This window comes from Pseudoalteromonas thalassia (assembly GCF_049257215.1).
Taxonomy (GTDB): domain Bacteria; phylum Pseudomonadota; class Gammaproteobacteria; order Enterobacterales; family Alteromonadaceae; genus Pseudoalteromonas; species Pseudoalteromonas lipolytica_C.
Map to the genome: position 1 here is coordinate 1 of NZ_JBMMUE010000001.1, position 12292 is coordinate 12292.

The 12292-nt window shown below is 42.3% G+C and carries 14 protein-coding genes, 2 rRNA genes and 1 riboswitch; of the genes, 14 read left to right on the forward strand and 2 right to left on the reverse strand.

The window, feature by feature from the left end:
• Positions 1-188: 188 nt before the first annotated feature.
• The 13 genes from rrf (AAEU31_RS00005) to ung all read left to right on the forward strand — a co-directional run bounded on the left by rrf (AAEU31_RS00005) (position 189) and on the right by ung (position 9899).
• Positions 189-303 (forward strand): 5S ribosomal RNA (rrf, locus tag AAEU31_RS00005).
• Between the two features lie 58 nt (positions 304-361).
• Positions 362-476, forward strand: a 5S ribosomal RNA gene (gene rrf / locus AAEU31_RS00010).
• Between the two features lie 229 nt (positions 477-705).
• The gene (locus AAEU31_RS00015) at positions 706-1134 is read left to right on the forward strand and encodes an FKBP-type peptidyl-prolyl cis-trans isomerase (RefSeq protein ID WP_421966085.1); all 429 of its coding nucleotides are present in this window, start codon (positions 706-708) and stop codon (positions 1132-1134) included.
• An 83-nt stretch (positions 1135-1217) separates the two neighbouring features.
• A complete protein-coding gene (locus AAEU31_RS00020) occupies positions 1218-1835 on the forward strand; it encodes a histidine phosphatase family protein (RefSeq protein ID WP_421966086.1) in 618 nt (205 codons plus the stop codon).
• 60 nt (positions 1836-1895) lie between these two features.
• A riboswitch (cobalamin riboswitch) is annotated at positions 1896-1963 on the forward strand.
• Between the two features lie 103 nt (positions 1964-2066).
• On the forward strand, positions 2067-2897 hold the full coding sequence (locus tag AAEU31_RS00025) for an ABC transporter ATP-binding protein (RefSeq protein WP_421966087.1): 831 nt from the start codon (positions 2067-2069) through the stop codon (positions 2895-2897).
• Positions 2890-3879 carry a FecCD family ABC transporter permease gene (locus AAEU31_RS00030; protein ID WP_421966088.1) on the forward strand — a complete coding sequence of 330 codons (990 nt, stop codon included), beginning with the start codon at positions 2890-2892 and terminating at the stop codon, positions 3877-3879. Before AAEU31_RS00025 ends, AAEU31_RS00030 begins: the two co-directional genes overlap by 8 nt.
• A gap of 3 nt (positions 3880-3882) precedes the next feature.
• Positions 3883-4944, forward strand: a complete 1062-nt coding sequence (gene cobT, locus AAEU31_RS00035; protein ID WP_421966089.1) for a nicotinate-nucleotide--dimethylbenzimidazole phosphoribosyltransferase — start codon at positions 3883-3885, stop codon at positions 4942-4944.
• Between the two features lies 1 nt (position 4945).
• Positions 4946-5752, forward strand: coding sequence for an adenosylcobinamide-GDP ribazoletransferase (locus AAEU31_RS00040; RefSeq protein WP_421966090.1), 807 nt, complete (start codon positions 4946-4948; stop codon positions 5750-5752).
• Positions 5749-6276, forward strand: coding sequence for a bifunctional adenosylcobinamide kinase/adenosylcobinamide-phosphate guanylyltransferase (gene cobU / locus AAEU31_RS00045; RefSeq protein WP_421966091.1), 528 nt, complete (start codon positions 5749-5751; stop codon positions 6274-6276). Before AAEU31_RS00040 ends, cobU begins: the two co-directional genes overlap by 4 nt.
• Positions 6276-7760: a cobyric acid synthase gene (locus AAEU31_RS00050; RefSeq protein WP_421966302.1), complete on the forward strand. Its 1485-nt coding sequence runs from the start codon at positions 6276-6278 to the stop codon at positions 7758-7760. Before cobU ends, AAEU31_RS00050 begins: the two co-directional genes overlap by 1 nt.
• Positions 7761-7769: 9 nt before the next feature.
• On the forward strand, positions 7770-8369 hold the full coding sequence (gene cobO, locus AAEU31_RS00055) for a cob(I)yrinic acid a,c-diamide adenosyltransferase (protein ID WP_421966092.1): 600 nt from the start codon (positions 7770-7772) through the stop codon (positions 8367-8369).
• Position 8370: 1 nt separating this feature from the next.
• Complete coding sequence (locus AAEU31_RS00060) at positions 8371-9228, forward strand: cobalamin-binding protein (protein WP_421966093.1); 858 nt, start codon at positions 8371-8373, stop codon at positions 9226-9228.
• Positions 9225-9899: a uracil-DNA glycosylase gene (gene ung, locus AAEU31_RS00065; protein WP_421966094.1), complete on the forward strand. Its 675-nt coding sequence runs from the start codon at positions 9225-9227 to the stop codon at positions 9897-9899. Before AAEU31_RS00060 ends, ung begins: the two co-directional genes overlap by 4 nt.
• A 36-nt stretch (positions 9900-9935) precedes the next feature.
• On the opposite strand, the gene AAEU31_RS00070 is transcribed toward ung, so the two are convergent.
• Complete coding sequence (locus AAEU31_RS00070) at positions 9936-10127, reverse strand: DUF3545 family protein (protein WP_135923711.1); 192 nt, start codon at positions 10125-10127, stop codon at positions 9936-9938.
• 186 nt (positions 10128-10313) lie between these two features.
• Positions 10314-11264 carry a transaldolase gene (tal, locus tag AAEU31_RS00075; RefSeq protein ID WP_138557268.1) on the reverse strand — a complete coding sequence of 317 codons (951 nt, stop codon included), beginning with the start codon at positions 11262-11264 and terminating at the stop codon, positions 10314-10316.
• A 221-nt stretch (positions 11265-11485) separates the two neighbouring features.
• Between tal and yaaA the strand changes: the two genes are divergently transcribed.
• The gene (gene yaaA, locus AAEU31_RS00080; protein WP_421966095.1) at positions 11486-12265 is read left to right on the forward strand and encodes a peroxide stress protein YaaA; all 780 of its coding nucleotides are present in this window, start codon (positions 11486-11488) and stop codon (positions 12263-12265) included.
• The last annotated feature ends 27 nt before the right edge of the window (positions 12266-12292 follow it).

Sequence of the window (12292 nt, forward strand, 5' to 3'; positions counted from 1 at the left end):
AGGGTGTGGAAGTGGTGCGAGCCATTAAGCTAACCTGTACTAATTACCCGTGAGGCTTAACCATACAACGCCAAACGCGTTTTATGACAGCGTAACAGACAGAAGTTAAGAAACTAAAGTAGAGATTTACTTGATATCAGAATTCCAGATTTTAGTTGATTGCAAAAGCGATTAACGACCCAAATTTGCTTGGTGACAATAGCGTTTTGGACCCACCTGACCCCATGCCGAACTCAGTAGTGAAACGAAACAGCGCCGATGATAGTGTGGCATTTGCCATGTGAAAGTAGGACATCGCCAGGCTCCAAATTCAGTCGCAAGACTTTAAATTAAAAATAATAAGAAAATTGAACAGAATTTTCTTGGTGACAATAGCGTTTTGGACCCACCTGACCCCATGCCGAACTCAGTAGTGAAACGAAACAGCGCCGATGATAGTGTGGCATTTGCCATGTGAAAGTAGGACATCGCCAGGATCCTAATTAAAGAAAGCCCGATTCGAAAGAGTCGGGCTTTTTTGTGTTTAAGCTGATAGCTCTCTGTGTTGGGTTTCGCTGCGCTCTACCCAACCTACGCCAGAGCTTTAAAACTTTCCTCTTTCTAACTTTACTCTCGCTAACTCACTACAAACCACAGTGCCCCTTGCTTCCCTAACGTTGTTATGCGATAAAGCGTTTTATATTTGTAATACAATTAGGGTTTACTGTGTCTCGTAAGAAAACAACCAAGTCAAAAGGTTCTTCAGGGTTAAATCGTAAAAATAGTGAAGCATTCATCGCTAAGTTCTCATCTCATCCTGATACGCATCTATGCCCATCGGGTTTAATGTATAAAGTGATTGATGATGTTGAAGGGGATCGAGTGACAGAGTTCGATACAGTGGTCATTAATCAACGTATTATGCTTGCTGATGGCAGTGTCATTGCCGACAGTTATAAAGCGGGTATGCCAGAGGTGTTTGCTTTATCAGAAGCTATAGAAGGGTTAAGAGAAGGTTTGTTATTAATGAATATCGGCTCTCGCTATGAATTTGTGATCCCCCCAGAGCTTGCTTGGGGTAAAAAAGGTAACGGCGGAAAAATTGGTGCGAACGCAGTGCTGCATTTTGACGTTCGGTTGATGCGTTTAGCTTAATTCTTTTAGCATAAGTCATTTAGCATAACTCGACAGAGTATTTGAAACGCGTTAACGTTCACTACTGGTTACTGAGGAACATTATGGACGCATTTACTTCACGAGTTTATTTTCTTCGCCATGGCGAAATTGCCACACCGGGTATTCTTTCTGGGCAAATCGATGTTGACTTATCAAAGCATGGTCTTGAACAAATGCGCCAAGCCTCTGCTGAACTGTTGAATTTAAATGCTATTTATAGCTCACCGCTAAAGCGTTGCTCAGTCTATGCTGATTTTTTAGCAAATCAACACACATTGAATGTTCAGTATTTCAATGCGCTGAAAGAGTTTAATTTTGGTGATTGGGATGGCCAAGACTATCAGCAGCTTTGGCAGCAAACCAGTAAACCTCATATCGGTGATTTTTGGCAGCATCCTTGGCAGGTAAAAGTACCCAATGGTGAATCAATGGCTGACTTTTACGCAAGGGTAGAGGCTTGGTGGCAAACGTTTTTAAACTCATTGAGTGAAACTAAACATACTCAGTCATTGGTAATCAGCCACGCTGGTGTGATTAAACAAATTCTTGCTATTGTTTGCCAGATGCCAAAACAGTCAGCCACGCATTTAAATGTTTTCCACCTCCCTTATGCGGGGCTTATTACACTCGATGTATATATAGATGAGCAAGGAAAAACTTGGCCAAAAATTGTTTTTTAGCCATCTAGAGTGATATTCATTGAATTATTTACTTAGCCCGCCATAATACACATATGCTATGGAATGGAGTGAAATTCTCCAGCTGTTCCCGCAACTGTAATCCATCATAAGTATGGTCAGCCAGATACTTAGCACTAACAATTAATCATCGAGCGGGTAAACTCACGTCATTTTCTGGTACTTATCAGTGCTTTCTTGTGCGTTGTGGTTGCTCGCCAAGAGAGAACAAGCTTGCGACAAACTAGCCACGGCTCTGCGCCATTAATATCAGTCTCTGATTTAAGTTGGGGTATTGCGAATAAAACAATACTTAAATCAATTAGCCTTGAGTTAAAAGCTGGGCAGTTTATAGGTTTACTTGGCCCTAATGGTGCAGGTAAATCAAGCTTACTGCGTTGTCTTTATCGTTACTTGAAACCTCAGCAAGGGGCTGTGTTGCTAAACGGTGAAGATATCTGGCAAATCAATGCTGATGAGTTTGCAAAGCAGGTTGCTGTAGTTTTACAAGAGTCTCCATCGCAGTTTAATTTGTCTCTGTTCGACGTGGTGAGTTTAGGGTTAACACCTCATAAGCGACTTTTCAGCGGCACGTCTATCAATGATAAGCAGCGAATATATCAAGCGATTGAGCAGGTTGGTTTGTCTCATCATAGTGAGCAAGCATTCGATTCGCTCTCTGGTGGTGAAAAGCAAAGAGCACTCATCGCACGTTCTATCGTACAGCAACCTAAGCTTTTGATCATGGATGAGCCTACCAGTCATCTTGATGTTAAATACCAAATTCAAATAATGGAATTAGCAAAGTCCCTCGATGTGACTGTGCTTGCCTCTTTTCATGACTTAAATCTTGCAGCGAGTTTGTGTGATGAATTACTGGTAATTGACGAAGGGCAATTGGTTTGTCAGGGGCAACCAAAAGCGGTGCTTACTGAGCAGCTGTTGAGCGATGTATTTGGTGTCTGCGCTGCGGTGTCTGCTCATCCGCAATCAAACACCGATAAGTTTATCCCGCATATAACTTATTTTTATGGCTATCAGACACAGGAGCATCAGAATGACTGATGCAATGCGTTTAAGTATCTGTGTTGTTGTTGGGCTTATTAGTTGTTTTTTAGCTCTGAGCTTTGGTGCTGCAAACACACCATTGAGTGAGGTACTTAATGGCTTGTTTAGCCAAGGCGGTGATGAATTCGTGCAGCGGATTATTTGGCAGTTACGCATGCCAAGAACCGTGCTGGCATTTTTAGCAGGATCTGGACTTGCTCTTGCGGGATTAATTTTGCAAACCGTAACCCGAAACCCGCTTGCTGATCCTTACTTGTTTGGTATCTCTTCAGGGGCTTCATTTGGTGTGGTGTGCTTTATAGCCCTTACTGGTGTGAGTTTTGGCTTTAGTATGTCAGTTGCTGCATTTGCCGGAAGCTTACTCTCAATGCTGTTGCTCATTGCTATTGCTGGGCGTCGACATGTTGGTCAAGTTGAAGCCATGTTACTTGCCGGCGTTGCTTTATCCTTCTTATTTAGCGCTCTGACTAGCCTGCTGCTTTATTTTAGTGATCCTCAAGCAATTACAGCTATTTTATTTTGGACAATGGGCAGTTTTTCTCGGGCGCAGTGGGGCACTCTTTGGCTGCCGTTTACCGTTATTATTGCCTGTATGACTTTGATGATTGCATTTCGTCGTCAGCTTAATGCAATGCTACTTGGCGATGAAAGTGCTGCGACTTTGGGGATTCATGTCCAACGCTTTCGGATCATGATGCTGCTGCTAAGTTCATTAATTACAGCGGTGCTTGTTGCTCTGTGTGGAGGCGTTGGTTTTGTAGGTCTGATGATCCCGCATATTGTGCGCTACTTTTCGCCGCAAGGCAGCAGTCATAACTTAGTCATGACATCCTTGGTCGGTGGCATTTTTATGGTGTGGGTAGATGTGTTATGCCGAACCTTATTGAATAACCAAGAATTACCCGTTGGTGTGATCACTGCAGCTATCGGCAGCGTGTTCTTTTTATTCTTACTTTATTTTCGTAAACAGAGCAGGTAGCTAATGTTTAATATCATGCCAATTAACCAGCAGTTTTCAGCTGTAATACAACAAAAGATAGACCTTAAAACGAAGCCGCTTGGTGCTTTAGGTCAGCTTGAGAGTTGTGCTAAACAATTAACGCTTATTTTTTCAAAGCAGCTTGATAGTGAGCAGGCGCTACTTGCCTTTAAACCAGTTATTTCAAAGCCTTCTCTGGTTGTATTTGCAGGCGATCATGGTGTGGCAAGTCAAGGTGTGTCAATTGCTCCTAGCACTGTTACATCACAAATGGTGGCAAACTTTGCAGCTGGAGGCGCTGCAATCAATGTATTTTGTCGCCAGCTTGGTTGGCAGCTCGAAGTTGTCGATGCCGGAACACTCACTACAGCACATGATAAAAGTGTGCATAACCAGCGTTTAGGTGAAATCACTGCCCCACTGAATACTGAAATGGCCATGTCTCGTAGCCATGTTGAAAAAGGGTTTGAATTAGCAAAGCAGCGAGTGCATTCACTCTATGAGCAAGGCAGCAATACTATTGCGTTTGGAGAGATGGGTATTGGTAATACTACAAGTGCTGCGGCATTAATGGCTGCTTTGTTGTCCTTACCTGCCAACCAATGTGTTGGTAAAGGCACAGGTGTGAGTGACGAGGTTGTTACTAAAAAAATCAAGGTTGTGGAGCAAGCCCTCCAATTGCATCAAGCTCACTTTGATGACCCACTAATGACACTCGCTGCATTAGGTGGTTTTGAAATTGTTCAGATCACCGGTGCCATTTTAGCTGCTGCTGAACTTGGCATGGCAGTGGTTGTTGATGGCTTTATTTGTACTGCAGCGGCGCTTGTTGCAACTCGCATTAATGCAAACGCTCGCGATTACATGTTATTTGCCCATGCCTCTGATGAGCAAGGGCACAAAACAATGCTTAATGCCATGCACGCATCACCTTTATTACAGCTAGATTTACGTTTAGGAGAGGGCACAGGTGCTGCGCTTGCCTTACCTTTACTGCAAGCATCTTTGGCGTTTTACAATGACATGGCAAGTTTTGCCGATGCCAATGTTGAGCAAGTAGTTTGATATGAACACGGAACAACACACTTCAAACACGACTCCAAGTCAGCTTCAGTTATTTTTACTGGCGCTCAGCTTTTTAACGCGTATACCCGTTAAATTAAACTTTGCAGTATCGAGTCAGGCGCTCAATCAGGCCAGCCGCTATTTTGCATTGGTCGGAGTATTATTAGGCGCACTTTTAGCGTTAAGCTTTTTGCTGCTAAGTTGGTTATTCCCGCCAGCCATTGCAGTCGCGTTAGTTATGGCGTTTAGCTTGGTAATCACAGGGGCATTTCATGAAGATGGGCTTGCTGATGTGTGGGATGGCTTTGGTGGCGGTTGGCAAGTTGCAGATAAGCTCAACATTATGAAAGATAGTCGCTTAGGCACCTATGGTGCTGCGGCGCTTGTGATGGCTTTATTAGTTAAATACCAAACACTTGTCGCACTTAGCGAAGTAACCAGTGCTCTGATTATTGCACTTGTTTTAGGACAAAGCTTAAGCCGGGTTGTAGCAACAAGTTTAATTGCAGATATGGACTATGTAAGTCAGGACGCCACATCTAAAGTAAAACCAATTGCGATGTATTTAAGTACGCAAAGTTATCAAATACTGTTAGCAACTGGCTTTGCTGTGTTAGCAATCGCATGGTTGTTTTTTGGCTTCACTCTAGGGCAATTATTAATACTCGTCAGTGTGCTTTTTGTTACTCGTTTACTATTGAAGCGCTGGTTTGAAAAGCAGTTATCTGGCTATACCGGCGATTGCTTAGGTGCTGCCCAGCAAGTATCTGAGCTTGTTACCTACTTATGTCTAGTGAGTATGTTATGAGCCAACAACATACTTTAATTTTAGGCGGTGCTCGCAGCGGTAAAAGCCGTTTTGCTGAGCAGCTGGCAATAAATTCAGACAAGCCACTTATCTACATTGCTACAGCAAATGCGGGTGATGAAGAAATGACAGCCCGAATTAATAGGCATCAAGCAGAGCGCGCTAAGCATTGGCAACTTGTTGAAGAGCCTTTGCATTTGGCTAAAACATTACGACAGTATAGCCAAGCTGAAAACTGTATTTTAGTGGACTGTTTAACCTTGTGGTTGAGTAATTGCTTATGCCAGCAGGGTGAAGCATTTTGGCTTGAGCAAAAAGCGGCCTTACTCGATGTGCTATCGCAATTGCCCGGTGAGGTGATTTTTGTCAGCAATGAAGTGGGTCATGGTATTGTGCCGCTCGGTGAATTAAGCCGTCAGTTTGTTGATCATTCAGGTTGGTTGCATCAAGCCTTAGCACAGCAAGTTGCGCGTGTTGAGTTTGTGATTGCAGGCCTTGCACAAACCTTAAAAAGAGAACAATGATGAAAACATTAATGGTGCAAGGCACAACTTCAGATGCAGGCAAAAGCACCCTTGTAGCAGCACTTTGTCGGATCTTTGCAGAGCGAGGCATTAAGGTTGCACCTTTTAAGCCACAAAATATGGCGTTAAATAGCGCCGTAACCGCAGATGGTGGCGAGATTGGTAGAGCACAAGCTTTGCAAGCTGTAGCGGCAAAAGTGCCCGCAGAAGTCGATTTTAACCCTATCTTATTAAAACCTAACAGTGATACTGGGGCGCAGGTAATCGTACATGGTAAAGCGCTTTCGAATATGGAAGCGGACAGTTATCACGACTACAAAAAAGTGGCGATGGATGCGGTTCTTACTTCGCAGCAGCGTTTAAGTGAACGTTTTGAATTACTGGTGGTTGAAGGTGCTGGGAGCCCTGCAGAAATAAACCTGCGCGAAAACGACATTGCCAATATGGGCTATGCTGAGGCGGTAGATTGCCCGGTGATCATTATCGCCGATATCGACAAAGGCGGCGTGTTTGCCCATTTAGTTGGGACATTAGCGTTATTGTCTGAGTCGGAGCAAGCGCGCGTTAAAGGCTTTGTGATTAACCGTTTTCGGGGCGATATTGCGCTATTACAAGGCGGCCTTGATTGGTTAGAGCAATACACCAATAAGCCTGTGCTTGGGGTGTTACCTTATTTACATGACTTAGCACTAGATGCAGAAGATGCCGTTGCTATAAGCAATCAGGTAGATAAACCACAATTGCGCATAGCAGTGCTATTGCTACCTCATATTAGTAATCACACTGACTTCGATGCACTGCGATTACAACCAGAAATTGATTTACAGTATGTACGTCATACCCAGACTATTCCAAGTGTTGATCTGATTATTATTCCGGGCAGTAAAAATGTCCTTAGCGACTTAGCGTTTTTAAAAAATGAAGGTTGGCACACACAAATAAAACGTCATTTACGCTATGGCGGTAAAGTGCTCGGAGTATGTGGTGGGCTGCAAATGTTAGGCAACTATCTTGCTGATCCACATGCTGTTGAATCCAATTTAGGCAGCGCAGAAGGGCTAGGGTTGGCTGACTTTGAAACGCAGTTAGGGCAGCAAAAAGTATTAAGCCAAGTCACTGGCATGCTTCATTTAAATCGTAGTGGTAAAACAATTTCAGGCTATGAAATTCACGCTGGTATAAGCCAAGGGCCCGCACTTGAAAAGCCATTCTTGAGTTTTAATAATCACCCAAGTGGATTTAAAGTGGATGGCTTTATTAGTGATGATAACCAAATAGCAGGTACTTACTTACATGGCTTGTTCGATACGCCAGAGGGGGTAGCTGAGCTAACTACTTGGCTTGCAGCAAATAGCCAAATACAGCCGATTGATATTAACTTAAACCGTGAACAGCAGTTAAGCCGTTTAGCCAATGTGGTAGCAGAGAATCTCGATATTGAACAAATCATCAATATTTATGAGAACTTCAACTTAGAGTCATAAGGAACAACAATGAGCGAACAGAATCAAGATAAGCACCAACAGCGCCAGCAAAAAGTAAAAGAAAAAGTCGATGAACGTATTGCTGCTGCGCAAAAAGAGCAAGGTATTTTTCAGGTCATAACTGGTAATGGTAAGGGCAAATCTACCTCTGGATTTGGTACTGTCGCACGTGCTGTTGGTCACGGAATGAAAGCAGCTGTGTGTCAGTTTATTAAAGGGACTTGGGAGTGCGGTGAGCGTAACCTACTCGAAAAAGCAGGGGTTGAATTTGTTATTATGAACACCGGTTTTACCTGGGAGACACAAAACAAAGAGTTAGACACCGAAGCTGCCCAAGTGACATGGCAAGAAGCGAAAAGAATGCTCAAGGATGAGTCGATTAACCTCGTTATGCTAGACGAAATAACCTATATGATCACCTACGGCTATATTGACTTAGACGAAGTGTTAGAGGCAGTAAGCTCTCGACCAGCCATGCAATCGGTGATCATTACAGGACGTGGTGCACACCGAAAATTGACCGACTTGGCTGACACAGTCAGTGAAGTTAGAAATGTAAAACATGCTTTTGATGCTGGCATTAAAGCGCAAAAAGGGTTCGATTATTAACATGAAAACCATCAAGTTTGCACTCTTAGGTTTTTTATTAAATTTACCCGCACTTGCACACGCTCATGAAATTAAAGAACCACAGCGTATTGTTGCTTTAGCACCGCACATTGTTGAAAACCTGTTTGCGATAGGTGCTGGCGATCGTATCGTTGGTACGGTTGATTTTGCTGATTACCCAGCACAAGCGAATGATATTGAACGTGTTGGTGGGTATTACGGCGTCAATATGGAAAAGTTACTGTCACTTAAGCCAGATCTTGTTTTAGCGTGGAAGACAGGAAATAAAGCTGGTGACCTCGCTTATATCGAAAAGCTAGGTATTCCTGTTGCTTATAGTAATCCGGATCAAGTTGATAATGTTGCTGATGAATTACGTAAGCTAGGCACGCTTACGCATTTACAAACTAAGGCAGATAAGGTGGCCAATGAGTTTGTAGCTAAACTCAATGCAATTCGTGCCTCTCAGCAAGGTAAAAAAGTCGTGCCTGTTTTTTATCAATTATGGCCAGAGCCGATGATGACAATTGGTGGAAATACCTGGATCAATCAGCTTTTAACTATTTGCCATGCTGAGAATGTGTTTGCTAATAGCGATACTGATTACCCGCGTATTAGTATTGAAAATGTATTGGTTGCTAAACCTGAGGCGATTATTATTCCAGACGAAAAATCTAAAAAGCCGCAACCGAAGATAGACTGGCGTCAATGGCCTGAACTGCCTGCAGTGCAGCATAACCAGTTTATTAGTGTGAACGCAGATCTATTGCATCGTTTTACAACCCGTATGCTAGATGGTTTAAGCGATATGTGTGGTAAAATAGACATTTCTCGTCAGCAAATACAGGCTTCAAAATGATCGATTGGCAAACATTTCTAGATACCGAGCTTGCTAAACCTTACATGCAAGAAACCTTGCAATATGTAGCTGATAGACGCGCAGCAGGTGTGACCGTTTATCCAAAAGATGAGGAGGTATTCTCAGCTTTTGATGCCACACCACTGAGCGAAGTCAAAGTGGTTATTTTAGGGCAAGACCCTTATCACGGAGAAGGCCAAGCACATGGTTTGTGTTTTTCGGTATTGCCGCAGGTTAAAAAACTACCGCCATCATTAAAGAATATATACAAGGAACTAGCCACAGATATTGATGGGTTTGAGATACCCCACCACGGTTACTTGCAAAGTTGGGCAGAGCAAGGGGTGTTTTTACTTAATACCGTACTTACTGTTGAACAAGGGCAGGCTCATTCTCATAAGCAGCTTGGCTGGGAGCAATTTACCGATGCAGTGATTGCGCTTATTAATCAACATTGTGAAGGTGTGGTGTTTATTTTATGGGGCGCACATGCACAGAAAAAAGGTAAACACATTGATACCTCGCGTCATCATGTGATCCAAGGTCCGCATCCGTCACCGCTTTCTGCTCATCGAGGTTTTTTTGGTTGTCAGCACTTTTCTAAGACAAACCAAATACTTATTGATCAAAACAAAAAACCGATCAATTGGTCATTACCACAAATTTTATAACAGAAACGTAAAAGGCCCATAATAAGGGCCTTTATTTTACAAAAAATCTAATTCGTCTATGTCAATACTGTCAGTAAAGTAATCAAGCTCCTTTAGTTCTTTACGTAATCTGTGTTTATCTTTTAACGCTTCGATTTCGCGCCATTTTCTTTTTTTATTTTTTGTGGAGGTCTTTTTTGTTTTACCAGGACCTTCTAATATTTCTAAAATATCGTCTAGGCTATCCATGAACTTCTCCCATTTATTTTTTGAACCTCGGAAATACGTATACCATAGGCAAGGTAAAAATAGAACAAAAAAGTGACGATAATGTTACAGAACTGTGATTGATAGATGAATAGATCAAGGAATTAGTTATTTCAGAAACAAAAACGCCACCGGGCGGTGGCGTTTTAAAAAATGCTGTAATTTGAATTACATTGCTTTAAAACGAGCTTCTAATTCAATTTGTGCTTCTGCGAACGAGCGAATACCTTCAGCGAGCTTTTCTGTTGCCATTGCATCTTGGTTATGTAACCAACGGAACTGGCTTTCAGTCAGTGGTGCTGGTTTTTCTTCAACAGTAAAGTTGTTATCTAGCAGGTATTCTTGTGCATCAGTTAGTTGGCCTAGCTCTTCTAAAAGTGCAGGGCTAATGGTTAACTTATCACAACCTGTAAGCGCGATGATTTCGCCTGTATTACGGAAGCTTGCGCCCATTACCACTGTTTTGTAATCGTGACGTTTGTAGAATTCGTAGATACTACGAACCGATTGCACACCAGGATCGTTCAGTGGATCAGTTGGTTTTTCCATACCGTTAGCAACATGCCAGTCTAGGATACGGCCAACGAATGGTGAAATTAAAAATACGTTAGCATCGGCACATGCGCGAGCTTGTGCTTCAGAGAATAACAGCGTTAAGTTACACTTGGTGCCTTCTTTCTCTAATTGCTCAGCGGCTTTGATGCCTTCCCACGTTGATGCAACTTTGATCAGGATTTTATCTTTGCTCACACCTTCTTTTTCGTACAGGCTCAATAAGGTGTGGGCTTTATCGATTGTCGCTTGCGTATCAAATGATAAACGCGCATCTACTTCTGTTGAGATATAACCTGGAACAATTTCACTGATTTCTTTACCAATTAAAACAGCAAAGTAATCACAAGCTAGCTCAAGTTGTTTAGCTGCATCTTGCTCGGTTTCTTTGGCATATTGCCACGCTTTATCTAAATAAGGCTTGTACGCTTCAATTTCACTGGCTTTTAAAAGTAAAGACGGATTAGTTGTCGCATCTTCTGGTTGGTGCTTTTTGATAGCTTCGATATCACCTGTATCTGCAACAATAGATGAATGCTGTTTAAGCCTTTGTAGTGCTGAAGTCATTTGCTTTCCTCATTCCAAGCAAGTTAAAAGAATATCCATTATAGCCGCCTTTATGCTGCAACACTATGACAGTGTTTAATAGGTCAAATGTCCTTAATATAGAAAACTAGAACATTATGTATGAAAGAGCAGCGGATAAAGGTAGGACGAAACAAAACGTGCATTTTGATTCAATTAATGTTGAAATTGACATCAAATAAATTACAAGTCAATAGCTAAGTATGATCACTGTTATTTCACCTGCAAAGAATTTAGATTACGAAACCCCAGCCACGACCGATAAATTCACTCAACCTGAATTACTCGAGCATAGCGAAGAGTTAATGTCAGTTTGCCGTGATTTAACACCAGCGCAAATTGGTAGCCTAATGAAAATCAGCGATAAATTAGCTGGTTTAAACGCAGCACGATTCGCCGAGTGGTCGCAGCCATTTACGCAAGATAACGCAAAACAAGCCGTGTTGGCTTTTAATGGCGATGTGTACGGTGGTTTAGATGCACAATCATTAAGCAGTTCAGACCTCGATTACGCGCAGTCACACTTACGTATCTTATCTGGCCTTTACGGTGTGCTGAAGCCGTTAGATTTAATGCAGCCTTACCGTCTTGAGATGGGTACTAAACTTGAAAACCCACGTGGTAAAAACTTGTATCAGTTTTGGGGCAGTGTCATCGCCGAAAAGCTTAATACGGTACTTGCTGAGCAAGATAGTAAGTATTTAGTAAACCTTGCTTCGAACGAGTATTTTAAAGCAGTTGATAAAAAATCGTTAAATGCGCAAATCATTACGCCGCATTTTAAAGACTGTAAAAACGGCCAATATAAAGTGATCAGCTTTTATGCGAAAAAAGCCCGCGGCATGATGGCGCGTTACATTATTGAAAATAAAATTACCCAATTGAGTGATTTAAAAGATTTCACCGTTGCAGGTTATTACTTTAGTAGCGATGCAACAGCAAAAGAATTAGAGCCTGTTTTCTTACGCGAAGAGCAGAACTAATTTTTAGCAAAATGAATTAGATAAGCC